At 67.4% G+C, this 22,667-nt stretch carries 30 protein-coding genes and 1 other RNA gene; 15 read left to right on the top strand and 16 right to left on the bottom strand.

Annotated features, from left to right (window positions below; translation table 11 throughout):
- Positions 1 to 79 precede the first annotated feature (79 nt).
- Complete coding sequence (locus CAP40_RS09530; RefSeq protein WP_086129108.1) at positions 80 to 703, bottom strand: superoxide dismutase; 624 nt, start codon at positions 701 to 703, stop codon at positions 80 to 82.
- A 226-nt stretch (positions 704 to 929) separates the two neighbouring features.
- The gene (gene pspF / locus CAP40_RS09525; protein ID WP_086129107.1) at positions 930 to 1,973 is read right to left on the bottom strand and encodes a phage shock protein operon transcriptional activator; all 1,044 of its coding nucleotides are present in this window, start codon (positions 1,971 to 1,973) and stop codon (positions 930 to 932) included.
- A 396-nt stretch (positions 1,974 to 2,369) separates the two neighbouring features.
- Between pspF and pspA the strand changes: the two genes are divergently transcribed.
- The 10 genes from pspA to CAP40_RS09480 are packed head-to-tail and all read left to right on the top strand — an operon-like array spanning position 2,370 to position 5,848.
- Positions 2,370 to 3,038 carry a phage shock protein PspA gene (pspA, locus tag CAP40_RS09520; RefSeq protein WP_086129106.1) on the top strand — a complete coding sequence of 223 codons (669 nt, stop codon included), beginning with the start codon at positions 2,370 to 2,372 and terminating at the stop codon, positions 3,036 to 3,038.
- A gap of 3 nt (positions 3,039 to 3,041) precedes the next feature.
- A complete protein-coding gene (pspB, locus tag CAP40_RS09515; protein WP_086129105.1) occupies positions 3,042 to 3,314 on the top strand; it encodes an envelope stress response membrane protein PspB in 273 nt (90 codons plus the stop codon).
- Between the two features lies 1 nt (position 3,315).
- On the top strand, positions 3,316 to 3,690 hold the full coding sequence (pspC, locus tag CAP40_RS09510; RefSeq protein ID WP_086129104.1) for an envelope stress response membrane protein PspC: 375 nt from the start codon (positions 3,316 to 3,318) through the stop codon (positions 3,688 to 3,690).
- Positions 3,691 to 3,733: 43 nt separating this feature from the next.
- Positions 3,734 to 4,033 carry a hypothetical protein gene (locus tag CAP40_RS09505; protein ID WP_275915289.1) on the top strand — a complete coding sequence of 100 codons (300 nt, stop codon included), beginning with the start codon at positions 3,734 to 3,736 and terminating at the stop codon, positions 4,031 to 4,033.
- A 25-nt stretch (positions 4,034 to 4,058) separates the two neighbouring features.
- Entirely contained in the window at positions 4,059 to 4,379 is a 321-nt protein-coding gene (locus CAP40_RS09500; RefSeq protein WP_179188025.1) for a hypothetical protein, read from the top strand.
- A 10-nt stretch (positions 4,380 to 4,389) separates the two neighbouring features.
- Positions 4,390 to 4,662 carry a hypothetical protein gene (locus CAP40_RS09495; protein ID WP_179188024.1) on the top strand — a complete coding sequence of 91 codons (273 nt, stop codon included), beginning with the start codon at positions 4,390 to 4,392 and terminating at the stop codon, positions 4,660 to 4,662.
- Positions 4,663 to 4,711: 49 nt separating this feature from the next.
- Positions 4,712 to 4,837, top strand: coding sequence for a hypothetical protein (locus CAP40_RS20765; protein ID WP_256924105.1), 126 nt, complete (start codon positions 4,712 to 4,714; stop codon positions 4,835 to 4,837).
- Positions 4,838 to 4,868: 31 nt separating this feature from the next.
- On the top strand, positions 4,869 to 5,144 hold the full coding sequence (locus CAP40_RS09490) for a hypothetical protein (RefSeq protein WP_086129103.1): 276 nt from the start codon (positions 4,869 to 4,871) through the stop codon (positions 5,142 to 5,144).
- Between the two features lie 44 nt (positions 5,145 to 5,188).
- A complete protein-coding gene (locus CAP40_RS09485) occupies positions 5,189 to 5,416 on the top strand; it encodes a hypothetical protein (protein ID WP_167298379.1) in 228 nt (75 codons plus the stop codon).
- Between the two features lie 24 nt (positions 5,417 to 5,440).
- The gene (locus tag CAP40_RS09480) at positions 5,441 to 5,848 is read left to right on the top strand and encodes a SufE family protein (RefSeq protein WP_086129101.1); all 408 of its coding nucleotides are present in this window, start codon (positions 5,441 to 5,443) and stop codon (positions 5,846 to 5,848) included.
- A 36-nt stretch (positions 5,849 to 5,884) separates the two neighbouring features.
- Here CAP40_RS09480 and CAP40_RS09475 read toward each other — a convergent pair whose 3' ends face one another.
- The 11 genes from CAP40_RS09475 to CAP40_RS09425 form a co-directional block, all read right to left on the bottom strand.
- Entirely contained in the window at positions 5,885 to 6,190 is a 306-nt protein-coding gene (locus CAP40_RS09475; RefSeq protein WP_256924103.1) for a (2Fe-2S) ferredoxin domain-containing protein, read from the bottom strand.
- Positions 6,187 to 6,723, bottom strand: a complete 537-nt coding sequence (locus tag CAP40_RS09470) for a J domain-containing protein (RefSeq protein ID WP_086129407.1) — start codon at positions 6,721 to 6,723, stop codon at positions 6,187 to 6,189. The genes CAP40_RS09475 and CAP40_RS09470 overlap by 4 nt, the downstream gene beginning before the upstream one ends.
- Positions 6,724 to 6,781: 58 nt before the next feature.
- Positions 6,782 to 7,148, bottom strand: an RNA gene (rnpB, locus tag CAP40_RS09465) — RNase P RNA component class A.
- Positions 7,149 to 7,188: 40 nt separating this feature from the next.
- Positions 7,189 to 7,485 carry a hypothetical protein gene (locus CAP40_RS09460; RefSeq protein ID WP_086129099.1) on the bottom strand — a complete coding sequence of 99 codons (297 nt, stop codon included), beginning with the start codon at positions 7,483 to 7,485 and terminating at the stop codon, positions 7,189 to 7,191.
- 78 nt (positions 7,486 to 7,563) lie between these two features.
- Positions 7,564 to 8,265 carry an N-acetylmuramoyl-L-alanine amidase gene (locus tag CAP40_RS09455; protein ID WP_179188022.1) on the bottom strand — a complete coding sequence of 234 codons (702 nt, stop codon included), beginning with the start codon at positions 8,263 to 8,265 and terminating at the stop codon, positions 7,564 to 7,566.
- 34 nt (positions 8,266 to 8,299) lie between these two features.
- Positions 8,300 to 9,145: a protein-glutamate O-methyltransferase CheR gene (locus CAP40_RS09450; protein WP_086129098.1), complete on the bottom strand. Its 846-nt coding sequence runs from the start codon at positions 9,143 to 9,145 to the stop codon at positions 8,300 to 8,302.
- The gene (locus tag CAP40_RS09445; protein ID WP_373384894.1) at positions 9,142 to 10,125 is read right to left on the bottom strand and encodes a chemotaxis protein CheB; all 984 of its coding nucleotides are present in this window, start codon (positions 10,123 to 10,125) and stop codon (positions 9,142 to 9,144) included. Before CAP40_RS09445 ends, CAP40_RS09450 begins: the two co-directional genes overlap by 4 nt.
- 130 nt (positions 10,126 to 10,255) lie before the next feature.
- Positions 10,256 to 10,621 (bottom strand): response regulator, encoded by a 366-nt coding sequence (locus CAP40_RS09440; protein ID WP_086129096.1) that lies wholly within the window; start codon positions 10,619 to 10,621, stop codon positions 10,256 to 10,258.
- A gap of 80 nt (positions 10,622 to 10,701) precedes the next feature.
- On the bottom strand, positions 10,702 to 11,127 hold the full coding sequence (locus CAP40_RS09435; RefSeq protein WP_086129095.1) for a chemotaxis protein CheW: 426 nt from the start codon (positions 11,125 to 11,127) through the stop codon (positions 10,702 to 10,704).
- Positions 11,127 to 13,451, bottom strand: a complete 2,325-nt coding sequence (locus CAP40_RS09430; RefSeq protein ID WP_086129094.1) for a chemotaxis protein CheA — start codon at positions 13,449 to 13,451, stop codon at positions 11,127 to 11,129. The genes CAP40_RS09435 and CAP40_RS09430 overlap by 1 nt, the downstream gene beginning before the upstream one ends.
- A gap of 58 nt (positions 13,452 to 13,509) precedes the next feature.
- Positions 13,510 to 14,610, bottom strand: a complete 1,101-nt coding sequence (locus CAP40_RS09425; protein ID WP_218822127.1) for a serine hydrolase — start codon at positions 14,608 to 14,610, stop codon at positions 13,510 to 13,512.
- Between the two features lie 187 nt (positions 14,611 to 14,797).
- Between CAP40_RS09425 and CAP40_RS09420 the strand changes: the two genes are divergently transcribed.
- A complete protein-coding gene (locus tag CAP40_RS09420; RefSeq protein WP_179188020.1) occupies positions 14,798 to 16,156 on the top strand; it encodes a glycosyl hydrolase family 28-related protein in 1,359 nt (452 codons plus the stop codon).
- A 62-nt stretch (positions 16,157 to 16,218) separates the two neighbouring features.
- Here the strand turns inward: CAP40_RS09420 and CAP40_RS09415 are convergent, their stop codons facing one another.
- Both CAP40_RS09415 and CAP40_RS20155 read right to left on the bottom strand, forming a co-directional pair.
- On the bottom strand, positions 16,219 to 16,863 hold the full coding sequence (locus tag CAP40_RS09415; protein ID WP_086129092.1) for a histidine phosphotransferase family protein: 645 nt from the start codon (positions 16,861 to 16,863) through the stop codon (positions 16,219 to 16,221).
- Positions 16,864 to 17,075: 212 nt separating this feature from the next.
- A complete protein-coding gene (locus tag CAP40_RS20155) occupies positions 17,076 to 17,222 on the bottom strand; it encodes a lmo0937 family membrane protein (protein ID WP_144034313.1) in 147 nt (48 codons plus the stop codon).
- Positions 17,223 to 17,373: 151 nt separating this feature from the next.
- On the opposite strand from CAP40_RS20155, the gene CAP40_RS09410 reads away from it, so the two are divergent.
- Together CAP40_RS09410 and CAP40_RS09405 are read left to right on the top strand one after the other, a co-directional pair.
- On the top strand, positions 17,374 to 19,359 hold the full coding sequence (locus CAP40_RS09410; protein ID WP_086129091.1) for an ATP-binding protein: 1,986 nt from the start codon (positions 17,374 to 17,376) through the stop codon (positions 19,357 to 19,359).
- Positions 19,360 to 19,546: 187 nt separating this feature from the next.
- Positions 19,547 to 20,005 (top strand): hypothetical protein, encoded by a 459-nt coding sequence (locus CAP40_RS09405; RefSeq protein ID WP_086129090.1) that lies wholly within the window; start codon positions 19,547 to 19,549, stop codon positions 20,003 to 20,005.
- A gap of 4 nt (positions 20,006 to 20,009) precedes the next feature.
- Here CAP40_RS09405 and CAP40_RS09400 read toward each other — a convergent pair whose 3' ends face one another.
- On the bottom strand, positions 20,010 to 20,408 hold the full coding sequence (locus CAP40_RS09400) for a Mov34/MPN/PAD-1 family protein (RefSeq protein WP_086129089.1): 399 nt from the start codon (positions 20,406 to 20,408) through the stop codon (positions 20,010 to 20,012).
- A gap of 191 nt (positions 20,409 to 20,599) precedes the next feature.
- Here CAP40_RS09400 and CAP40_RS09395 point away from each other — a divergent pair, with 191 nt between their 5' ends.
- On the top strand, positions 20,600 to 21,547 hold the full coding sequence (locus CAP40_RS09395; protein WP_086129088.1) for an RluA family pseudouridine synthase: 948 nt from the start codon (positions 20,600 to 20,602) through the stop codon (positions 21,545 to 21,547).
- A gap of 58 nt (positions 21,548 to 21,605) precedes the next feature.
- Complete coding sequence (gene rpoH, locus CAP40_RS09390) at positions 21,606 to 22,508, top strand: RNA polymerase sigma factor RpoH (RefSeq protein ID WP_086129404.1); 903 nt, start codon at positions 21,606 to 21,608, stop codon at positions 22,506 to 22,508.
- Positions 22,509 to 22,667: the final 159 nt, after the last annotated feature.

Raw genomic sequence — 22,667 nt, 5'->3', positions numbered from 1 at the left:
CGTGTTTCAGCATGACAAAGGAGCAAAAAGGGGCGCCCGATCGCTCGGGCGCCCCCTTTCAGGTCCGGATCGCGAAGGATCAGCTGTCCTGATCGGCGCGGCTCACCCCGGCGCCATCGAGGTTCTGGGAGACGAAGTCCCAGTTGATGATGTTCGCCGTGATCGTCTCGAGATATTTCGGGCGCAGGTTGCGATAGTCGATGTAATAGGCGTGCTCCCACACGTCGATCGTGAGCAGCGGCTTCATGCCCTCATAGACCACCGGCGTATCTGCATCGTGCAGCGACGTGACCTTGAGCGCATCGCCATCGAGCACCAGCCAACCCCAGCCGTTCGAGAAATGGTTGGTCGATTCCGTGATCAGCTTCTTCACCAGCTCGTCGGTCGAGCCATATTGCGCGTCGATCAGCTCGGCGAGCTTGCCGCTCGGCGCGGTCTTCTCGCCGGTCAGGCCCTGCCAGAAGAAGCTGTGGTTCCAGATCTGCGCCGAGTTGTTGAACAGGCCCTTGTCACCGGTGGCCTTGGCATGGGCGATCACTTCGCTGAGCTTGCGGCCCTCCAGGCCCTTCTCGGCGATGAAGCCGTTGGTCTTGTCGACATAGGCCTTGTGGTGCTTGCCGTAATGGTAGTCGAGCGTCTCCGCCGACATGTGCGGCGCCAGCGCGTCCTTGTCGAACGGAAGCGGGGGAAGTTCGAAAGCCATGCGGGTCTCTCCAGGTCACCAGGGGGTTCACCCGGCCAACGAACCGCCGGGCGATGCGGTCCCTCCCCTAGCGCGCAAAATTCGCCGCTGTCGCGGAAAAATCGTTGCGTCGCGCAAATGAAAATTCCGATCGCGGACGATTGGCGGAATTACTGTTGCAAACGCTAATCATTAGCTTGAAATTGCTGGACTTGTTTCCTCCGGCGAGCCGCAACGCCGGACCCCGTCAGCCCCCGGCCTGGAGCAGTTCGTGCCGCTTCAGCGCATGGCGAAGCTGGTCATAGGTGAGGCCCAGCGCCTCCGCCGTGGCGCGCTGGTTGAAACGATGATCGGCGAGCGCGCGCTGAAGCAGTTCCTTCTCGAAACGCGCGACCCGGCCCTTGAAGTCCGCGGCCCCCGCGACGATCGCGGGCTGCTCCTCCAGCACGATCGGCGCGGGCCCGGCACCGGCAGCAGGCACCGGCGCGGACGAAGCGCTGCCTTGCATCGGGCGCATGCGCCAGGGCGACTGGAAGGGATCGATCTCGATCGCGTCGATCGGCCCGTCCTGCTCCCAGCGATACACCGCCCGCTCGACGACGTTGCGCAGCTCGCGGACGTTGCCGGGCCAGTCATAATGGGTGAGGATGTCGAGTGCGTGCGGGCCCCAGCCCGGCCAGTCCACCCAGCCGATCTCGGACGCCATGCGCCGGCCATAGAATTCCGCCAGCACCTCGACATCGCCGCCGCGGTGCCGGAGCGGCGGCAGCGTCACCACTTCGAAGCTCAGCCGGTCGAGCAGGTCGGCACGGAAGCTGCCCTTCTCCACGCGCTCGGGCAGATGCTCGTTGGTCGCCGCGACGATGCGGACATCGACCTGCACCGGCCGCGACGAGCCGATCCGCGTGATCTCGCCATATTCCACGGCGCGCAGCAGCCGTTCCTGCGCGCCCATCGAAAGCGTGCCCAGCTCGTCGAGGAACAACGTGCCGCGATGCGCCTCCTCGAACCGGCCCACCCGCGCCTTGGTCGCGCCGGTAAAGGCGCCCGCCTCATGGCCGAACAGCTCGGCTTCGATCAACGTCTCGGGCAGGGCCGCGCAGTTCATCGTGACCAGCGGCTGGTCCCAGCGCGGAGACAGGCGATGGAGGCGCTCGGCGACCAGCTCCTTGCCGGTGCCGCGCTCGCCGATCACCAGCACGGGGCGATCGAGCGCCGCCGCCCGGCTGGCCCGTTCCAGCGCGTCGAGAAATGCCGAGGACTGGCCGATGACCTGGGTTATGCGCTCCATGCCAAATCCTTGGTGTATTTTCCCAACACTTGGCAAGTGCAATCCCGCACCTGAACGCCGAATGAATGGCAAAAACCGCGGATTTCTGCGGTTTTTAAAAACTGGCACGCCCCCTGCAAAGCTTTAGGCAAGCCCGCTGACGGGCCAGGAAAAACGCCAAGGTTCGAGGAACAGGAACATGACCGCCAACGCCGCCTACTACCGCAACGCCTTCTTCTCGGTGGCTCTTTCGGTAGCCGCCAGCCTGGTCATCATGGCCGGCACGGTCGGCCCGGTGATGGCCTGAACGAAACAAGGGTCTCCCGCTCGCAGCCCCTCGCGAGCGGAAACCTGACGGGAGGGGTCACCCCCTAGGCCCCTCCCGGCAGGAAACAAAAACGAAGGAGTAACGACGAAATGGGTATCTTCTCGCGAACCCGTGACATCATCGCCGCCAACGTCACCGACCTGCTGGACAAGGCGGAGGATCCGGCGAAGATGGTCCGCATGATCATCCTCGAGATGGAGGAAACCCTGGTCGAGGTCCGCGCTTCCGCGGCCCGCACCATCGCGGACCAGAAGGAGATGCGCCGCCACATCGCCAAGCTCGAGAAGCTCCAGGAGAGCTGGACCGAGAAGGCGGAGCTGGCGCTCTCGAAGGGCCGCGAGGATCTGGCCAAGGCCGCGCTGGTCGAGAAGCAGAAGGCTTCGGACATGTGCGAGCAGCTTTCGGAGGAGATTTCGGTGCTCGACGAGGCGCTGCGCGCTTCGGAGGAGGACATCAACAAACTCCAGACCAAGCTGCGCGAGGCCCGCGCCCGCCAGAACTCGATCGTCACCCGCATGGAAAGCGCCAACAACCGGGTGCGCCTGCGCGAAATGACCAATGGCAGCCGCATGCAGGACGCCTTCTCGCGCTTCGACGTGCTGGAGCGCCGGGTCGACCTGGCCGAGGGCCGCGCCGATGCCGCCGGGCTGGGCGCCGCGCCCAAGACGCTCGACGAGGAAATCGCCGAACTCCGCTCGTCGGAGAAGGTGGATGCCGAGCTCGAAGCCCTGAAGAAGCGCCTCGGCAAGGGAGAATAAGCGATGGAAGACGTCTTCCTTCCCATCGTCATCGTCGGGATGCTGTTCATCGGCCTCCCCTGGGTGATCATGCACTACATCACCAAGTGGAAGCAGTCGGGCACGATCACCAACGAGGACGAGAAGCTGCTGGACGAGTTGCACTATACCGCCCGCCAGCTCGAGGAGCGCCTGCTCACCGTCGAGCGGATCATCGCCGCCGACAACCCCGATTTCCGCCCGGTCCGGGACTCGCTTCCCGAACAGAGCCCCTACGATATTTCCCGGAGGAACTGAGATGTCGAGCCGCACCAAATTCTATCTCGACAAGGCCAACGGCAAGTGGCTGGGCGTGTGTTCGGGCCTGGCGGACTATACGGGCATCGACGTGCTCTGGCTTCGCCTCGGCATGGTGCTGGTCACCTTCAGCACCTTCCCGATGGGCCTGGTCGCCTATCTGCTGATCGCCTGGCTGGCCCCGGCCAAGCCCTATGGCCTCTACCAGGGGCCCGAGGAAGCCAAGTTCTGGCAGGGCGTGCGCAGCAACCCGAGCCGCTCGACCGCCGAGGTCCGCTCGAAGTTCCGCGACATCGACCGCCGCCTGGCCGATATCGAAATGTACTATACGGCACGCAACACGCGTCTCGCCGACGAGATCGACAGCCTGCGCTGAGCCCATCGCCAGGCAAGTCAACAGGGAGGAAAAGATGAGGGAGTTGAGTTGGCTGGTCCCGGTACTGATCGTCGCTGCGGTGATGGCGTCCCGGGCCTTCCAGACCTGGGTCCGTGCCAAGCACGGCTACCCGATCGAGGACGAGGATGGCCGCCGCGGCCGCCGCAGCTTCCGGGGCCAGGGCCAGGAACTCGAGGCAGACCGCAAGATCGCGCTGCTTGCCTCGGAGAATGAACGCCTGACCGGCCAGATCAGCCGGCTGGAGGAGCGGATCGCGGTCCTGGAACGGATCGCCACCGACCCCGCCGAACGGGTGGCCCGCGAAATCGACGGCCTGCGCTGAGCAAAGGTCGAAGGAGAGAAAAAAGATGGAAAAGGTTCAACTCTTCACCGCCTTCGCCCCGGCGATCACCATCGTCGGCATCGCGGGGATCCTCGGCTGGGTGCTCACCACCTGGATGCGCGTGAAGCATGGCTACCCCCTCGACGGTTCGTGGGGCCAGGCGATCTATCCGCAGAACAGCGACGAGGCGATGGAGCGGATCAAGCTGCTCAGCCAGGAAAATGCCCAGCTCCGCGCCGAACTGGGCGCGGTCAAGGACCGGCTCGCCAATGTCGAGCGGATCGTGACCGACGGCGCCCATATGCTCGACCGCGAGATCGAGCAGCTGCGCGGCCAGCACAACTGAGGAGGTACCGATGTCGATCAGCCCCCTGCTCATCCCCATATTGGGCATCTCCTGCGGGCTGCTGGCGATCCTCGGCGGCGTGTTCATCAAGCCCTGGATCGCTCTGCAGCAGCGCAAGCTGGAGCTCGAGGCGCAGATGGTCGCCGAAAAGGCCGCCCAATATGCGGCGCAGACCGAACGGCTCGAACAACGGGTGCGGGTGCTGGAGCGGATCGTGACCGACAAGGGCATCGACCTCTCCGACGAGATCGAGAAGCTGCGGGATGCCCCGCCGCTGAACTGAGAGTTCCCACGCGGCGCAGCGCGCGCCGCCAGTAAGAGGAAAGTCCGACATGATTGCCATCATAGTGTTCGCAGTGCTGACGGCACTGTGCGGGGGAGCTATTGTCCTCGCCGAGAAGCGGGACCGCCCCGTCCGCCGCGCCGAGCGGCTGGCCCGGGCCGCCCAGCAGAACTGATCCCCCGCAGCGCGCTTGAAGGAGTAGTGGAATGAACCCGTTCGAGATGGTTTTCGCGATTGTCGTGATCGTCACGATCGGCAGCGTCATCAAGGCGCGCTACGGCATCCGCAAGGACAAGGACGGCAACGAGTTCCATCGCGGCGGCACCGCCCCGGACGGCGTCGCCGCCGCCGAGAACGCCAGGCTCCGCGACGAGATCCGCACGCTCAAGGAGCGCGTCCAGGTCCTCGAACGCGTGATCACCGACACCGAAGGCAGCCTTCGTCTCGATCGCGAGATCGAATCGCTGCGCGACAAGAACTGAATGCGTCAGACCAAGGGAGGCATGACGTGACCCAGGATCCGACTATGTACCTCACCCTCGCCGTCTCCGGCCTCGCCGGGCTCGGCATGATCACCACCGCCGGCCTTTCGGGCTGGCGCGGCTGGCTGGCCCTGAAGCGCCAGGAGCTGGATGCCCATCACGGGCCGGAAGCGGCCCCCGCGATGCCCACCGCGGCCTCGCGGATCGAGATCGCTGATCTCAAGGAGCGCATCCGCAAGCTCGAAGCGATCGCGGCCGGGGTGGACCTCTGAGGTCCACCCGGCTAGCGGCGGGGCATGACCAGCCTCGACGACTTGGCAGAAGAATATGCGTTCCTCGAAGCCGATGACCGCTATCGCCTGCTGATCGACCTGGGCCGCGGGCTGGAGGCCATGCCCGATGCGCTCAAGACCGACGCCACCCTGGTCCGCGGCTGTTCCGCCGCGGTGTGGGTCTACCCCACCAGGCGCGACGACGGCCGGCTCCATTTCCTCGCCGATTCGAACGCGGCGATCACCAAGGGCATCATCGCGCTGGTGCTGCTCACGGTACAGGACAAGGCCCCGGCCGAGATATTGGCGACCGACATCGAAGCCGCGCTCGCCCCGTTCGACCTCAAGAACCAGCTGAGCTCGAACCGGACCCAGGGCATCCCCAACATGATCGCCTTGGTACGGGCAACGGCGGAGCGGTACGCGGCGTGAAACTCCCCTCCCTGGAAGGGAGGGGAATCCAAGGGGTCAGTCCCGCCCCAGCCCCAGTTCGCCGGCCACCACGTCCAGATCCGTCCCCTTCGGCACGAGCAGCCACTCCCGCGGCCCGCCGGCATCGACCACCGTCACTGCGCCGCGCGGGCAGACGCCCATGCACTTCACCTCGACGATCCCCGCCTCGGCCTTGCGGCCCTTCTTCAATCCAAGATGCTTGCGCAGCGCCTTGGCGAGCGGCGTGCGCCCCTTGGCCCCGAAGCCGCCCTTCAGCTTCTTCGAGCATTTCGCGCAGACCAGGATGGTTTGCCCCCAGTTGGAAGGGACGCGGCGCTTCAATCGCCCTTCCACGTCCGCCGTTCCTCGGCGGCCTTGAGCACGTCATAGGCTGCCTGGATCGCCTGGAACCGCTGGGCGGCTTCCGCGTCGCCCGGCTTCACATCGGGGTGATTGACCTTGGCGAGCCGGCGCCAGGCGCCGCGCACCGCTTCGAAATCGGCATCGACCTCGAGTTCCAGCACTTCGAGCGCACGCATCTCGTCGCGCGAGCGGCTGCCGTCGCCCGGCCCTGCCCAGCCATTATACTTCGCCTCGGCAAAGCCCGATGCGTCGCGGCGCTCGTCCGCCTCGCGCTTGGCCGCCTCTTCCGCGGTCAGGCCGGCGAAATAATCCCAGTTGCGATTATATTCGGCGGCGTGCGCCTCGCAGAAATACCAGCGCTCGCGGCTGTTGGGCGATTTGGGCGCCGGCCGGTCGCCCGGCTGGTCGCAGCCATGGCGATCGCACATGCGCACCTGCACGGCCTCGCGCTCGGCGCCATAGGCGCGCCAGCGCGGAAACCCCCAGTCGGTCGAGCGTGTCGATCTTGCCATGCCGCCCAGATAGCCCCTCGTTCGGTCGGCGCAAGCGCGATGCCGCTCCATAAAGTGAAATGCCAGAGGGTCTATAAGCCGGGTTCTGTCCTCGCCTGACGGCGATGTGCGACCATTCCTCTAGGCGACGGATCGCTCCGCCGCTCCAGCAACCAACCCGGGCGACGGGCCGGAACCAGGCCCATGCGCCGCCCCTATTCGGTCTTGCTCCCGGTGGGGTTTGCCATGCCGCTTCCGTTGCCGGTCGCGCGGTGCGCTCTTGCCGCACCCTTTCACCCTTGCCGCTCCTTGCAGGAGGTAGGCGGTCTGCTCTCTGTGGCACTTTCCCTGGGGTCGCCCCCGCCGGGCATTACCCGGCACCGTGTTTCCGTGGAGCCCGGACTTTCCTCGCGTGCTTGCGCACCCGCGGCCGCCCGACCCTCTGGCACGGACCGCTCTAGCGAAGCCGCGCGCGACTGCAAGGGCTCAGGGCGTTTTGCCCGGCTCGGCGGCGCGCAGCACCGCGGTGCCCCAGGCCATCACCTCGACTCGCCAGGTAACGTTCAGGCCCGATGCCAGCGCGATCTTGCGATAATCGGATCCCAGCCCCGTCACGCCATCGGCACCGCGCACCCGCGCGATCCGCTGCACGGCTTCGGTCGCCTCGCTGACGGTGGGGATATTGACGGAAGCGGGCACGCCACCGCGCGCATCGGCACGGGCGACGCCGGAGAGATAGGCCTGGACCGGGCCCAGGGACGTAAGGCCGATATTGCTGCTCAACGCGTAGCCACCTCCGCTTTCCTATAGATCATCCTATACTTGCAATAGCCTGCATGGAAATGGTGCACGCCTGCGTAACTAGTCGTCGCCCTGGGGCTTGGGCAGGAGCAGCGCGAGCAGCAGGCAGCGGCATTCCATGTCGATCTCGCCATCGATCATCTCGGGACGGAAGCGGCGCTGAAAGGCGATGACCGCGGCCTGCTCGTCGGTCACGTCATAGCCGAAACGCTCGAGCGCCATGATGAAGCCGGCATCGGGCCAGCCGGGGTCCATCAGGTTCTTCGTCGGCCGCGGCAGCGCCAGGCGCAGGCGGGCGAGCGCGTGCCAGTTGAACAGCTCGCCCGGATCCTGCTTGCGCGCCGGCGCCACGTCCGAATGGCCGACGACGTTGCCGCGGGTGATGCCGTAGCGCGCCTTGATCTCGGCGACGAGCGGGAGCAACGCGCCCATCTGTTCGGCCGGGAACGGGCGGTAGCCATGCTCATGGCCGGGGTTGACGATCTCGATGCCGACCGAGGCGGAATTCACGTCGGTGATCCCGCGCCAGTGCGAGCGGCCGGCATGCCAGGCGCGCTTATCCTCGCGTACCAGCCGGTGGATCGTGCCGTCCTCGTCGACGAGATAATGGGCGGAGACCTTCGCCGCGGGATCGCGCAGCCGATCGAGCGCCGCCGCGGCGCTCTCCATGCCGGTATAGTGCAGCACGATCATGGTGACCGGCAGCGCCCGCGCGTCGAAATTGGGCGAAGGCGCGTCGAGAAAGGCCAGGCCGTTGTGCATCGTGGACGACGCTAGCCGCGCAGGGCCGCCGCGATCAACCCGCCGCGCGCAGGGTCCCCGGCGTGTCGACCGGACGATAGAAGCCGCGATAGCGCTCGCAGGGCACGAAATGATCGGTCTGGCCGATCACCGTCTCCCCCGCCCCCAGCGCCAGCAACCCGCCCGGCCGCATCGCCGAAGCCAGGCTGTCGAACACCTTGCGGCGCACCGCGAGCGAGAAATAGAGCATCACGTTGCGGCACAGGATGATATCGAACATGCCCGCCGGGGCGGGATCGAGAGTCAGGTTGTGCTGGCGGAACTGGAGCTTGCGCACCAGCTCGGGCTTGGCGGCCCAATCGGCGCCCACTGTGTCGAACCAGGTCATCATCCGGAGCACGGGCAGCCCGCGCTGGATCTCGAACTGCGAGAAGCGACCGCTTCGCGCCCGCGCCAGGGCCGCGGGAGAAACGTCGGTCGCCACGATCTCGGGATCGGGCAGGCCGCGTTCGGAAAAGAGCATGGCGAGGCTCAGCGGCTCCTGCCCGGTCGAGCAGCCGGCGGACCAGATACGCAGCCGGCGGCTGCCCGCATCGGCCTGCATCGCCTCCGCCGCGTCCACGATCATGTCGAGCACGGCAGCATCGCGGAAGAAGCTGGTTTCCTGGTTGAGCAGCGCATCGACGACCAGGTCCGCCAGCTCCCCGGTCCGCGCCGCGATCAGCTGCGCCACCAGTTCGTCGAGGCTGGCCAGCCCGCGCGCGCGCAGGATCGGCTTCAGCGCCGTCTCGATCCGCCAGGTGCGGTTCGCCGCGATCTGCTGGCCGGCGCGCTGTTCGAGCAGCGCCGCGATCATGTTCATCGCGCCTGCCGAGGCGATCGGCGTGGAGCCCGGGATCATGCCCCGCCTCCGCCGCGGGCGATCAGCCGGCCGATCTCGTCCGGCGGCAATATCGCGCTCGCCCGTCCGGCATTGGCCACCGCGCCGGGCATGCCCCACACCACCGAGCTGGCCCGATCCTGCGCCAGCACGCGCGCGCCGGCATCGCACAGGTCCCTGGCGCCCTCGCAGCCGTCGCGCCCCATGCCGCTCAGCACCACGCCCAGCGCGCGGCTGCCGAACACTTCGGCGACGCTCTCGAACATGGGATCGACCGAGGGCATGCAGCCGCTCGCCGCCTTTTCATGAGACAGGCGGATCGCCGCGCCGTCGGAAGTGCGGACCACGCGCAGATGCGCGTCGCCCGGCGCCACGATGATCCGGCCGGGCCGGATGCGCATCCGGTCGACCGCGACTTCGCAGGGCCGGCCACCGAGCACCGCGAGCTGCGTGGCGAAATAGCTCATGAACGAGACCGGCAGGTGCTGGGTCACCAGGATCGGCACCTGGAAGCTCGCCGGGATGGCGCGCAGCAACTGGCTGAGCGCATGGATTCCGCCCGTCGAGGCGCCGATCGCCACCAGGTCGAAGCCCTCGGGCGCCTGGGCGGGAAACTGGTAATGCGGATGCTGCGCCGCCGGCTCGGGCTGCGCATGGGCATGGGCCTGCGCCTCGAGCAGGCGCGAGAGGCGCTCCTCGAGCACTTCGGCGAAGCGGCCGCCGAACGCGCCGATGCCTGGCTTCACCAGCGTGTCCGCCGCCCCCAGCGCCAGTGCCTGCACGGTCACCGCCGCGCCCTGCTCGGCCGCCGACGAGACGATCAGCACCTTGGCCCCGCGCCCCGCCGCGATCACGTCGGGCAGCGCGGTGATGCCGTCGATCCCCGGCATCTCGATATCGAGCAGGATGATGTCGACGCTGTGCGTCTTGAGATAGTCGAGCGCCGCGCGCACGTCGCTATAGGCGGCGGCGACGCGGAAACGGCGCGTGCCCTCCACCATCCGCCCCAGCACCGATCGCGCGACGACCGAATCGTCGACGATCAGCACCTGCGCCGGTCCGGCGGGGGTGCCGCCATATCCGGTGTCCGCAAGAGATGCCTGCGCCACTTGTGGCTCCCTCATGCGCCGCTCAGGCGACGCCGACGATCTGCAGCTTGCTTTCCAGCGTCTCGCGGTCGAACGGCTTCATGACATATTCGTCGGCGCCCGCCTCGATGGCGGCGCGGATATAGGCCATGCCGTTCTCGGTGGTGCAGAACACCACTTTCGGGCGCTGCGGCAGACCCGAATCCTTCAGCGCGCGCAGGAAATCCATGCCGCTCATCACGGGCATGTTCCAGTCGAGCAGGATCACGTCCGGCGGCGTCTGCAGGCAGGAGTCGAGCGCCTCGCGGCCGTCACCGGCCTCGCGCACTTCGAAGTCGAGCGTTTCCAGGATGTGCCGGGCGACCTTCCGGATCACCTTGGAATCGTCGACGACCAGACAAGTCTTCATTTTCCCCTGTTCCCCGCTTTCAGCGCTCTAGGTGGAGTGGACAGTGCACGAAAGGCGTAAGCGCCACGTTAATCGCGAGATTAATTCGGCCCGGCATGGCCGGGGACGAGGCTGGCAAGGTCGATCGCCAGGATCGGCTCGCCGTCGCGCTCCACGATTCCCCGCCCCGCCCCGCGCCAGGCGGGGTCGAGCGTGACGCCATGCGCGAGCGGCAGCAGCTCGAACGGCGCGACATCGTCGAGCGCGTCGACCAGCATCGCATAATGATGCCCCTCGACATGGGTGATCACCGCGCGGCGCGCCGGGCTGCCGCCCGCCATGCCGAGCGCCGACTGGGTGTCGACCACCGTCACCACGCGGCTGCGCAGCGCAGCGAGCCCGCGGACATGCGCCGAGGCGCGCGGCACCGCCGTCACCTCGCCGATATCGACCACCGATTCCACCTGCTCGGAATCGATCGCCACGGCGCGCCCGGCGATCTGGGCGATGAGATAGAGATGCGACATCAGCGACCTGCCTTGCCGGAAACCCGAGCTTCGAGTGCGGAAAGCAATCCCGCACGATCATATCTATAGACGCTGTCGTCGCCCGAACCGCCCGCGGCGCGCTTCTTTCGCAGCCGGACGACCGGTGCCGGCACGCCGGTCGTCTCCCGGCCGTCCTCGGTCGAAAGCACCACGGCGGGCGTCTCCCCGGGCGCCAGGCGCAGCGCGACGCGGTAGCCCGAGGCCTCCAGCAGCGGCTTGACGAACGAGGCCATCCAGCCATCGTCGTCGCCGGCGATCAGGCACAGCGGCGGGCTGTCCTCCACTTCGCGCTCGGCATGCTCGTCGAAGATCCACAGCATGTCGACCAGCTCGATCTGCTCGCCGTCCACCAGCACCACCCCGGCGATCGGCCCCGGCTCGCGGGCCGGCGCGATCTCCTCGGGCAGCATGACGATGTCGGCGGCTTCCTCGATCGCATAGCTGACTTCGTTGGTGCCGTCCTTGAGGCGCAGCACGTTGATCCGCTCCACCCCGTCCAGGTCGCCATGCGCGGCGAGCGGCAGGATGCGGTCGTCGATCGTCACGCGGAAGCGGCCCGCGGCGAAGCGGACATTGCCGGCATCGACCTGCTCCACCCGGTCGACCGCCGCCAGCGGCACCGCGCGGCGCACGCCGTCCAGGTCGCGGAACAGCAAGGCGGGCAGGCCCGGCGCGGCTTCGGCTTCCTCTTCCTCCTCGAAGATCTGCTGGCCGTCACGGCTGAAATCCAGGCTCGCGGCCTTGGCCATGCCGGCGCAATCGAGCAGCAGCATCGGCAGGCCCGAATCCGGCAGCGTCTGGCCGGCATAGAGGCCGGTCGACATCACCGCGGGCGAGGCCGGCTTGATCACCAGTTCCTCATTGTCGAGCACCGTGTCGACCGCGAGCGCATAGCTGCCCTCGCTCACGCTGACGATGGCGAGCATCTGGCAGCCCTCGTCGCGCGCCACGGCGGCGGGCAGGCCCAGCATGTCGGCGAGATGGATCAGCGGCATCCGGCGCTCACGCACGGTCGCCACTGGGGAGCCGCCGACCAGGTCGATGCGGATCGCCTCGCCGCGCTCGGTCACGATCTCCTCGATCGACTGGCGCGGAATGGCGAAGCGCTGGCCGTCCACTCCCACCACGATCGTGGAGATGATCGAGAGCGTCAGCGGCACATGGATGGCGATGCGCAGGCCCTTGCCCGGCGTGCTGTCGAGCTCGACGCGGCCGCCGATCTGCTCGATCGCGGCGCGCACCACGTCCATGCCCACGCCCCGGCCCGAAATCTCGGTCACCACGTCCCTGGACGAAAGCCCGGGCTCGAACACCAGGTCGAGCTTGGCGCGGGCCGAAAGGCCGCGCAGCTTGGCCTCGTCGCGGCCATTGGCGGCCAGCTTCTGGATCAGCCGCTCGGTATCGATGCCGCGGCCGTCGTCCGCGATCTCGATGATGATCTGATTGCCCGACTGGCGCGCGGAGACCGACAGCCGGCCATTTTCGCGCTTGCCGCCGGCGCGGCGCTCGGCCGGCGTCTCGATGCCATGGTCGATCGAGTTGCGGATGATGTGGACCAGCGGATCGCGCATCACTTCGATCATCTCGCGGTCGAGCTCGACGTCCGAACCGTCGACCTGGAGCATCACCGACTTGCCCAGCCCCGCCGCCGTGTCGCGCACCATGCGCGGCAGCGCGGAGAAGAGCGCGTCGATCTTCTGCATGCGCGTGCGCGTCACCGTGTCGCGCATCTCGCCCACGGTGAGCGACAGGCGCTCGAGCGCGGCCTCGATGGCAGGATCGATCTCGCCGTTCCGCAGCCGGCGGGCCAGCTCGTTGCGGGCCAGCACCATGTCCGACATGCCGGACATCATCCGGTCGAGCAGATCGACGTTCAGGCGCACGCTGCGCGAGGGCGCGCGGCTGACGATCGGGCCGGCATGGGCGATTTCCCCGGCCCCCTCGGCCAGCGCGGCGACCAGCAGGTCGTCGCCGCTGTCGTCCAGGCTGGTACCCGATTCGATCGCTTCCACCAGCTCGCCGATCCGGTCGACCACCGCGAGCACGGCGTTGACCAGCCCGCGATCGGGCGCGCGCCTGCCTTCGCGCACCTGCGCCAGCACGTCCTCGGCGGCATGGCTGAGCCGGCCGAGGCGCGGCAGGTCGAGAAAGCCGCAGCTTCCCTTCACCGTGTGCACGAAGCGGAAAATGGCATCGAGGCGGGCGCGGTCCGCAGGGTGCGCCTCCCACGCGACGATCTCGCCCGAAAGCGCTTCGAGCGTCTCACGCGTCTCGGCGATGAATTCCTGCAGCAGGTCGTCCATGGGGCCCCGGAAAGCAAATTTGCGGGGCGGTTGTGCGGGATGGGTGGTTAAAAGGGCGTTAGTGCTCGGGCGATTGCCGGGCGCCGTCCGCGCCAGCGGCATAGCTCGCATCCAGCAGCGCCGTGCCGAGATCCCCCAGCTTCTGGTAATCGAAGCTCGCATTGGTGAACACGATCACCATATGCCCATCGGCGAGCACGCGGCGGGCGAGCATCCGGAAGCCGCCGTTCGAGCCATCCTCCCACGCCGCCTCGCGCTCCCGGCCCCCGATCGGCGCCACGCGCACCCGGCCGCCCAGCGCATAATGCTGGTCCGGCATCAGAATGGTCGTCAGCGCCCGGCGCGAGGCGGGGCGGAGGAAATTGCCGTCCAGCACTGCGTTCATCAGCGTCATCAAGTCGGGCGCGCTGGTATAATAGCCACCCGCCATCGCCATGAAATCGGGCACCGGATTGGGCTTGCGCACCGGTTCCGGATCGAGCCCGGCATAGCCCTGCGCCATGCCCCTCACCGCGCCGGAATCGCCGCGATAGACGCCGCTGTCCTTCAGCCCCAGCGGTTTCACCAGCAGCCGATCGACCAGCGCGGCATAGGGCTTGCCGGATACGCGCTCGACGATCGCCTTGGCGATCAGCCAGTTGGAATGCGAATAGTCCCAGGCGGTGCCGGGTGCGAAGGCCAGGTCGCCGCTGGCATAGCGGCGCACCGCTTCCATCTGGTCCATTTCGATGCCGCGCGTCGCCGGATCCTTGCGCGCCGCCAGGATCTGGTTGGGCACGCCGCTCGAATGGCTCATCAAGCGCCGCAGGGTGAGCCTGGCGCCGGTGTCGGCGCGATAGTCGGGCAGGTAGCGGCTGATCGGCGCGTCGAGGTCGAGCTTGCCTTGGTCCACGAGCTTGAGGATCACGATCGAGGCGATCCATTTGGACACCGATCCGGTCTCGAAGCGCGTGTTCGGCAGCATCGGCACGCCGTTCCCGGCATCGGCGCGGCCGAACCCTTCGACCGCCGCGATCCGGCCGCCCTTGCCGACCAGCATCACGCCGTTGAACCCGTCGGCCTCGGCCGAGGCATCGGCGATGTCATGATAGGATTGCGCGGCAGCCGGCGCCGTGCCGGCCCCCAGCAGGATTGCAGCGAGCAGCGCAAGTCGCTTCACGGGCAGGCTCCGTCAGGATGATCTTCCGACGATGGCACGCGCCAGTGTGTCGTTCAAGCAAGACGGTTGGAATGCCTCGCCCCCGGACGCTGGAATTGTAGGATTCCGCCAGATAGTTCTCTTTTTGTTCCGATTCGGTTCGGAATCTCGGACACCACCCAAAGTGCCGTTCAAAGGAGAATTACGCATGATCTCGGTCAAGGATTTCGGCGCGCTGGGCGACGGCACGACGAACGACACCGCTGCCCTCAATACGGCCTTCTCGCAGGTCGGGCGCAGCATCTACATTCCCAAGGGGCGCTATGTCCACGACCAGCTCGATCCGCCGGTCTGCGCGCAGATCATCGGCGAAAGCGAATATTGCGCGATCCTCAAGCCCAGGGCCGGCGTCACCACCGGGCTATCGATCGCCGGGGGCGAGCATTATCCCGCAAAGCTGGCGTCGTTCCAGATCGACGGAGAGCTTACCTCAGGTGCCATCGGCCTGTTCCTGGGACAGGCATCCAGCTCCGTACAAGTGGACGGCGTCCGGGTCTCGCGCTTCACGGGAACCGATGCGGTCGGCGTCCGGGTCGGCGACCTGCTCAAATCGACCATCCGCAAGCTCACGGCGGAACTCAATACGCTGAACCTGCATGTCGAGCGGGTGATAGACCTGCTTCCGACGACGCTTCATTTCGATTCGTGCGTATTCGCCGATGCACGGACCCATGGCGCCAAGCTGGTGGACGGGTGGAACATCTTGTTCACCAATTGCGATTTCGAAAGCTCCGTCCTGGAAGGCACTCTGCTCGCACCTCGCGACCAGGGCAATCTGGACCAGATCGTCTTCGACAGCTGCTGGTGGGAGAAAAACTATTTCTCGCATCCGGATCGCTACCAGTTCGTAGCCGGCGACGGCACGGCCCGCGCGGGCGCGGTCATCCATGCCACGCTGCGCAATCCCCGCTTCTCCACCGATACGGACTCCGCCAAGGCGGTGCACATGAACGGCCCGGCCGTGCAGGGCTTCGTCATCACCAATCCGACGATCTATTCGGCCGTGAACGGCGCGATCTCGATCGAGAACGGAGCCTTTGGCGAGATCAACGAATGGCAGGTGATCCGCGGCATGCTGTTCGACAGCGTCGTGCATGACCCGGACAACAAATGCGCATCGAGCGGCGCCGCCGGCTTCAGGTCCTGGGCGCCGGCGTTCAGCGTGCCCGGCGCGGGCGCGGCGGGCATCGCATCCTCCACCGTCGCTATCGCCGACTATCGGCTGGAGGGCGCCAAGACGATGCTCCAGCTCGATTTCACCGTGGTCCTTGCGTCCACGGCCACGCCGACGGCGATCTTGGCGACGCTGCCGACCGGGCTCACCCCGGCCCAGTCGGCCGTGTGCTTCGGGTTCGTGATGGAAGACAGCGGCGGCGGCCCGGTATACGCTCCCGGCGTCCTCGCTGCGTTCACCGACGGCAAGCTATATGCGCGAAAGGCCGACAATGCGGCGTTCGCCGCCGGGGCCACGGTCAACTTTCGCGGCGTGGTGATCTACGAAAACTAGCCTGGCGCCGGGCGACGGCTGCCTTCCCGGAAGCGCCGGGAAGCAGCCGTTCCGCCCGGTCCTCACCCCACCCGGAACGAAGCTCCGAACAACAGCACCTCGGCATCGGGCGGGCTCACCTGAAGCATGCCGCCGCCCTGGGTGACCAGCGCGTGGATCAGATAGGCCGCCGCCGCACGCGGCGTGATCGGCATGTCGTCCTTGCCGCCGGCCAGCGCGCCGCGCAGCTCGGGATCGAGCACGATGCGCGGGCCGTCGGCGCGCACGACGATCTCGATCTGGCCGTCGACGATCTCGGCGCCGATATCGAGCTGGCCGCCACGGATCAGCGCATCGCCGCCGATCAGCGCCAGGTTCATCAGCACCTTGATCGCCTGCTTGGGCAGCACCGGATCCTCGACCATCCAGCCCACATTGACCCGGTGGTTCTCGCCGAACAGCCCCTCGATCGCCGCCTGCGCCTCGCGCGTGTCGACCGTCTCGCCGAAGCCGCCCGCGGCGCCAAAGGCGAGGCGGAAGAACTTCAGCTTGTTGGCGCTCGCCTTGGCGCTCTCGTTGAGCAGCTCGAGGCAGCGGGCACGCATCTCGGGGTCATGCTCGTCGGCGAGCAGTTCCAGCCCGTTGTTGAGCGCCCCCACCGGGCTCAGCAGATCGTGGCAGAGCCGCGAACAGAGCAGGCTGGCGAAATCGGTCGGGCTGATGTTCAAGATGCTTGCTCCCCCGCAGGTGCAGCCTCTTTGGCGCAGGGCGCGCCATGCTGCAAGCGCATGCCTGTACGCGTCATCCGGGCAACGCTACCATTACCGGAAAACACGGGAGAGACCGACCGACCGCGCGAATCTCAGCATCGACAAGGCGCGCATCGATGGCGTGGCGGCGCCTGTCCGGGGCCGGTGGACGACGAAGCGCCCCGGGGGCCCTAGACTACTTTCCGCCCGGTGAAGAGCTGGATCAGGCCGACCACGATGGCAATCACCAGCAGGAGGTGGATGATCCCGCCAGCGATGTGGAAAGTGAAGCCCAGCAGCCAGAGGATCAGCAGGACGACAACGATGGTCCAAAGCATCTTCATGCTCTCCGATTAGCGTTCGTCCATCAACGGGTTGCGCCGCCGAAACGTTCCCCGGCCCCCTGCGGTTTTTCCGGATTACACACCATGTCGCGCTTGCTGCTACAATGCCGCCGGGCAGGCACTGGCCCGGTACCTGGAACGAACCATGACGAGCAGGGCCGCAGAGAGGCAGGACGCCACGATACCGGACCGCGATCGGATCGGCCTCGGCGCGGCCGCCCTGCCGCAATGGATGACCGGGATCGGCTGCATCATCCTCTCGCTGCCGCTGCTCGGTTGGCTGCTCGACCTGCCGGTGCTGCGCGGCTTCGGCAATCCCCATTACGCCGTGGCGCCGCTCAGCGCGATCAACGGCTGTAGCGTGACCCTGGCGGCGTTCCTGGCAGTGAGCGGCCACCCCCGGCTGGCCCGGCTGGCCGCCACCCCGGCAGCGATCCTGCTCAGCCTCATCACCTTCCAGTATCTCACCGGTGCGATCGCCATCGAGCGCCTCTTCTTCTTCGAGGCGGTGCAACGCCTGGGCGTGCGCAACGACGGGCTCAGCCCGGGCGGCACGGTGGCGGTGCAGGCGCTGGGCGGGCTCGCCGCGCTCGCGCTGACCGTGGATCGCCGCGCCTATCGCGTCATCGGCATCATCCTGGCCAGCGGAACGGTGGCGCTCACCCTGCTGGCGACGGCCGCGCTCGTCAGCGAGCCGGGCGGCATCTCGCCGGCCTTTCTCGGGCGCTCGGCGATATCGAGCGCGCTCGCCCTGCTCCCGGCCGCCGGGCTCATCCTCCATGCCATGCGCCACGAACCGAACGAGCGGGGATGGCACCTGCTGATACGGCTGGCGCCCGCGGTCATCATCCTTCCCGCCATCCCCTCGCTGCTCGGCTTCGCGGCCTATCAGGCGGACCTGCTCGGCTTCGGCGCGGCCCAGTTCGTCGTCCTCGCCGCCAATGTCGTGATCCTGGCCGGCGTGCTGGTGCGCGCGATCGGCCATGCCGATGCGCAGGGCCGGGCGCTGGCCATCCGCGAGGCCAAGCTGAGCGCCGTGCTGACGATGGTGCCCGACGCCGTGATCCTGATCGACGAGGAAGGCACGATCCTCGACTTCAGCCCCGCCGCCGAGCGGCTATGGGGCTATCGCGCCGAGCAGGTCGTCGGCGAGCCGGTCGTCCTTCTCTCGCCGCCGGCCCATGCCGAGCGCACGCGCCAGGAGCTGGCAGACCTGCGCGAGCGCGAGCTGGACCCATGGAACGCCGAGCCGCTCAGTGCCGTCGGGCAGCGCAGCGACGGCTCGCTCTTCCCGCTCGAGGCGCGTGCCGGCCGGGTCCAGGCGGAGGACGTGGCCTGCCTGACCATCTTCGTGCGCGACATGTCGGTCCAGTTCGGCGTCGAGGACCAGGTCGCCCAGCTCAATGCCGAGCTGGCCCATCTCGCCCGGCAGAGCGCAATGGGCGAGGCCGCGGCCGACCTTGCGCACGAGCTCAACCAGCCGCTCACTGCAGCCGCCAACTATCTCTCGGCCGCCGCCATGCTCGCGCGGAGCACCGGCAGCGAAGGCCCCGGCACCGAGATGGTGGACCATGCCCGCACCCAGGTGATGCAAGCCGGCGAGATCATCCGCCGCCTGCGCAGCTTCACCGAGCGCAACGATACCGAGCGAAGCGTCGAGCCGCTCCGCCCGATGATCGAGGACGCGGCGCGGCTCGTGCTGGTCGGGTCGAGCCGCCTCGCCGCCCAGATCGACTGCGACGTCGCGCCGGCCGAGCTGCGTGCCTTTGTCGATCGCGTCCAGATCCAGCAGGTGCTGGTCAACCTGATGCGCAATGCCGTGGAGGCACTGCGCGCGAGCGGGCAGCGGGATCCGCGCATCTGGGTCACCGCCCGGCGTGTCGACGGCCCGATGATCGAACTGCGCTGCCGCGACAACGGCCCCGGCCTTCCGCCCGAAACGCTCGCGCATCTCTTCCAGCGCTTCTCGGCCAGCCGGACCAGCGCCGGCATGGGCATCGGCCTGTCGATCTCGAAGCGCATCATCGAACTGCACGGCGGCGTGTTCTCCGCCGAGAACGCCCCCGAGGGTGGCGCCATTTTCGTCTTCACCCTGCCCACGCTCGACGAGGAGGACGCGAGCGCCCGCTAGGTCGTATCGATCTCCAGCGATGCGAGGTGCCGCCCGCAATCTCTCCTGCGAGGGGAAGATGGGTTGAACATCGATCCCCCACGTCGCCGACAAATTGCGACAATTTCGCCCCCCGGCCGATAAACCTTCGCGACAGGCCCGTCCTATCCCCGGTCTCGTCCAGACGTCACTGGAGCGGAGAAATCGCATGATCAAACTGAAGCTCGCCGCGCTGCTCGCTGCCGGCGCGATCGCTTTCGGCGGAGGCGCCGCGCTGGCCGCCCCGGCGCAGCAGGACCAGACGGCACCCAAGGCCCAGATGGCGCGCCGCCCCCACCACAACCCGATGGACGCCAACAAGGACGGCATGATCAGCCGGGACGAATGGATGAAGGCCGCCGCCGCGCGCTTCGAGCGGTTCGACGTCAACAAGGACAGCAAGATCTCGCGCCAGGAGCTGCGCTTCGGGCGCTTCGAGGAGCGGATGCACCGCCGCCACCGCCGCGGCTGGCAGCATGGCGGACCGCATCGCGGCCCCGGCTTCGGCCCCGGCCGCGAAGGCCCAGGGGCCCCGAACGGCCCGCATCGCCGCTTCGGCCCGCCCCCGCCCCCGCCGTCGGGACAGCCCGCGCCCGCGGCGCCCGCCGCCCCGGCGCCCGGCAACTGAACGGTCAGTCGATCGCGACCGGATCGAAGCGCCCGTGGAGCGCCCCCCCCTCCACGGCGCGCCAGACGGTCACGATATCGCCCCCGACGATCAGCCACAGCTTGCCGTCGGGGGCGGCCATCGCCGCATCGGTTATCGAGGGAGTCGCATCGCCGCTGGGATGCGAATGCCAATAGCCCTGGAGCTTCGGCCCGTCCCCGCGCTCGGCTCGAAGCGCTGCGAACAGCGCGGCAGGATCGATCTCGAAATGCCTGTCCGGCGCTTCGTCCACATTTTCAACAGCTTGATAGCTGGTGATTGCGCTGTCCGAACCGAACAGCAGCCCACACGCCTCAAGCGGCGCGGCGAGGACGGCCTCCCTTCGGATCGCATCGAGCAGGGCCATGGGAATTCGCAGGCGCATCGCCGCCCTCGATAGGACATGGCCCGCCGCGCGTCATCCCGGCGCAGGCGGGAATGACGGTGCCCGACGATCGAGTCCCCATCCCAGGGATTCCAACATCTTGACAGAGTACTGAAACCCGCGGAAATCTGTCGGATACCGATCGGTACAGATCTTGAAATCGCCAACCTCGTCCCCATTTAAGGTCAAACATGAATCCGGGGGTTTCCATCATCGAGGCACGTATCGCGGACACAGCCGATGGCTGGCGTCTGGACCGTGCGCTCGCCGACGCGGTGCCGACCCTGTCGCGCGAAAGGCTGAAGGCGCTGATTTCCTCCGGCGCGGTCACCGGCCCGCAGGGGCTGGTGCGCGATCCGGCGAAGAAGGCGCCCGCCGGCGCGCTGTTCAGCGTCGCGGTGCCCGAGCCCGAGCCGGCGCACAACGAAGCGCAGGAGATTCCGCTCAAAGTGGTGTTCGAGGACGAGCATCTGATCGTGATCGACAAGCAGGCCGGGCTGGTCGTCCACCCGGCGGCGGGCAATCTCGACGGGACGCTGGTAAACGCGCTGCTCCACCATTGCCGGGGCTCGCTCTCCGGCATCGGCGGCGTGGCGCGGCCGGGGATCGTCCACCGGATCGACAAGGACACCTCGGGCCTGATGGTGGCGGCCAAGACCGACCGCGCGCACGAGGGATTGGCGAAACAGTTCAAGTCCCATTCAATTGACCGGCGCTATCGTGCGATCGTGTCAGGACTTTTGAGACTATCCGAAGGTACGGTGGATGCGCCGCTCGCGCGTTCGCCGCACAATCGCAAGAAGGTTGCGATCGTGAAGAACGGGAAGCGCGCCGTCACGCATTGGCGCAAGCTTCGCGAACTTCAGGACGCGACGCTGGTCGAATGCCGGCTGGAAACGGGCCGCACCCATCAGGTGCGCGTCCATATGGCTTCTCTGGGCCATCCGCTGGTCGGCGATCCGGTCTATGGCAGTGTTCGCAAGGGGCACCGTCAACTTCTGGAAACCTTGAATTTCCGGCGCCAGGCCTTGCACGCGGCCCATCTGGGGTTCATTCACCCCATCGATAGCACCGCTTTGGCGTTCGAAAGCGAAATCCCTGCCGATATGCAGGAACTGTTCGATAACCTCATCGTATGATTTCAGGCGGCGCCGGCCTCGGCCGGGCGCGCCCTTCAAGTGAAAGGGAGATATGATCATGGCAAGCGGAAGCAACGTCCCGGCGACGATCCCCGCGCTCGGTGGTGAGGCCAGCCTCAACCGCTACCTGGCCGAGATCAAGAAGTTTCCGATCCTGAGCCCCGAGCAGGAGTTCATGCTCGCCAAGCGCTTCCAGGAGCATGGCGATACGGACGCCGCGGCCCAGCTGGTCACCTCGCACCTGCGCCTCGTGGCGAAGATCGCCATGGGCTATCGCGGCTATGGCCTGCCCGTCTCCGAGCTGATCTCGGAAGGCAATATCGGCCTGATGCAGGGCGTGAAGAAGTTCGAGCCCGATCGGGGCTTCCGCCTGGCGACCTATGCCATGTGGTGGATCCGCGCCTCGATCCAGGAATTCATCCTGCGCTCGTGGAGCCTGGTGAAGATGGGCACCACCGCCGCGCAGAAGAAGCTGTTCTTCAACCTGCGTCGGATGAAGGCCAAGCTCGATGCGTTCGAGGATGGCGACCTTTCCCCCGAGCATGTCGCCAAGATCGCCACCGATCTCGGCGTCACCGAGGAGGAAGTCACCTCGATGAACCGCCGCATGGCGATGGGCGGCGACACGTCGCTCAACGTGCCGATGCGCGAGGATGGCGAGGGCCAGTGGCAGGATTGGCTCGCCGACGAGGACCAACTGCAGGACGAGCGCGTCGCCGAGGCCCAGGAAGCCACCGTCCGCCACGAGATGCTCGTGTCGGCGATGGAGGACCTCAACGAGCGTGAGCGGCACATCCTCACCGAGCGCCGCCTGACCGACGATCCCAAGACCCTCGAGGAGCTCTCGCAGGTCTATGACGTCAGCCGCGAGCGCGTCCGCCAGATCGAGGTGCGCGCGTTCGAGAAGCTGCAAAAGGCGATGATGCGCATCGCCGGCGAGAAGCGCCTGCTGACCGCCTGACGAGCGTCATGGGGGATCAGGATCGCGATACCGGCGCGGAGCCCCCGCGCCAGCCCGAGGCGCCGGCGGACATCCCGCCGGCGCCTTCCGCATCCGCGCCGCGTCCGCGCGACTGGTCGCCGCGCGCGACCACGGCGCAGCAGCCCGGGCTGGGCGCGC

Origin of the sequence: Sphingomonas sp. IBVSS2, from assembly GCF_002127225.1 — a bacterium.
In the GTDB taxonomy this organism is placed as follows: Bacteria; Pseudomonadota; Alphaproteobacteria; order Sphingomonadales; family Sphingomonadaceae; genus Sphingomonas.
Note: the sequence above shows the minus strand (reverse complement) of the source record. Positions and strands in the feature narration are given on the sequence as shown.

What these genes read in the sequence shown, in the direction of transcription:
- CAP40_RS09450 (WP_086129098.1), bottom strand. Translation starts at nt 9,145, where the DNA reads ATGATCCCGGGCTCCACGCCGATCGCCTCGGCAGGCGCGATGAACATG.
- CAP40_RS09405 (WP_086129090.1), top strand. Translation starts at nt 19,547, where the DNA reads ATGATCAAACTGAAGCTCGCCGCGCTGCTCGCTGCCGGCGCGATCGCT.
- CAP40_RS09495 (WP_179188024.1), top strand. Translation starts at nt 4,390, where the DNA reads ATGTCGATCAGCCCCCTGCTCATCCCCATATTGGGCATCTCCTGCGGG.
- CAP40_RS09490 (WP_086129103.1), top strand. Translation starts at nt 4,869, where the DNA reads ATGAACCCGTTCGAGATGGTTTTCGCGATTGTCGTGATCGTCACGATC.
- CAP40_RS09530 (WP_086129108.1), bottom strand. Translation starts at nt 703, where the DNA reads ATGGCTTTCGAACTTCCCCCGCTTCCGTTCGACAAGGACGCGCTGGCG.
- CAP40_RS09440 (WP_086129096.1), bottom strand. Translation starts at nt 10,621, where the DNA reads ATGAAGACTTGTCTGGTCGTCGACGATTCCAAGGTGATCCGGAAGGTC.
- CAP40_RS09435 (WP_086129095.1), bottom strand. Translation starts at nt 11,127, where the DNA reads ATGTCGCATCTCTATCTCATCGCCCAGATCGCCGGGCGCGCCGTGGCG.
- CAP40_RS09455 (WP_179188022.1), bottom strand. Translation starts at nt 8,265, where the DNA reads ATGCACAACGGCCTGGCCTTTCTCGACGCGCCTTCGCCCAATTTCGAC.
- pspF (WP_086129107.1), bottom strand. Translation starts at nt 1,973, where the DNA reads ATGGAGCGCATAACCCAGGTCATCGGCCAGTCCTCGGCATTTCTCGAC.
- CAP40_RS09485 (WP_167298379.1), top strand. Translation starts at nt 5,189, where the DNA reads ATGTACCTCACCCTCGCCGTCTCCGGCCTCGCCGGGCTCGGCATGATC.
- CAP40_RS09480 (WP_086129101.1), top strand. Translation starts at nt 5,441, where the DNA reads ATGACCAGCCTCGACGACTTGGCAGAAGAATATGCGTTCCTCGAAGCC.
- CAP40_RS09420 (WP_179188020.1), top strand. Translation starts at nt 14,798, where the DNA reads ATGATCTCGGTCAAGGATTTCGGCGCGCTGGGCGACGGCACGACGAAC.
- CAP40_RS09430 (WP_086129094.1), bottom strand. Translation starts at nt 13,451, where the DNA reads ATGGACGACCTGCTGCAGGAATTCATCGCCGAGACGCGTGAGACGCTC.
- pspC (WP_086129104.1), top strand. Translation starts at nt 3,316, where the DNA reads ATGTCGAGCCGCACCAAATTCTATCTCGACAAGGCCAACGGCAAGTGG.
- CAP40_RS09445 (WP_373384894.1), bottom strand. Translation starts at nt 10,125, where the DNA reads ATGGTGGAGGGCACGCGCCGTTTCCGCGTCGCCGCCGCCTATAGCGAC.
- rpoH (WP_086129404.1), top strand. Translation starts at nt 21,606, where the DNA reads ATGGCAAGCGGAAGCAACGTCCCGGCGACGATCCCCGCGCTCGGTGGT.
- CAP40_RS09470 (WP_086129407.1), bottom strand. Translation starts at nt 6,723, where the DNA reads ATGGCAAGATCGACACGCTCGACCGACTGGGGGTTTCCGCGCTGGCGC.
- pspA (WP_086129106.1), top strand. Translation starts at nt 2,370, where the DNA reads ATGGGTATCTTCTCGCGAACCCGTGACATCATCGCCGCCAACGTCACC.
- CAP40_RS09410 (WP_086129091.1), top strand. Translation starts at nt 17,374, where the DNA reads ATGACGAGCAGGGCCGCAGAGAGGCAGGACGCCACGATACCGGACCGC.
- CAP40_RS09400 (WP_086129089.1), bottom strand. Translation starts at nt 20,408, where the DNA reads ATGCGCCTGCGAATTCCCATGGCCCTGCTCGATGCGATCCGAAGGGAG.
- CAP40_RS09395 (WP_086129088.1), top strand. Translation starts at nt 20,600, where the DNA reads ATGAATCCGGGGGTTTCCATCATCGAGGCACGTATCGCGGACACAGCC.
- CAP40_RS09500 (WP_179188025.1), top strand. Translation starts at nt 4,059, where the DNA reads ATGGAAAAGGTTCAACTCTTCACCGCCTTCGCCCCGGCGATCACCATC.
- CAP40_RS20765 (WP_256924105.1), top strand. Translation starts at nt 4,712, where the DNA reads ATGATTGCCATCATAGTGTTCGCAGTGCTGACGGCACTGTGCGGGGGA.
- CAP40_RS20155 (WP_144034313.1), bottom strand. Translation starts at nt 17,222, where the DNA reads ATGCTTTGGACCATCGTTGTCGTCCTGCTGATCCTCTGGCTGCTGGGC.
- pspB (WP_086129105.1), top strand. Translation starts at nt 3,042, where the DNA reads ATGGAAGACGTCTTCCTTCCCATCGTCATCGTCGGGATGCTGTTCATC.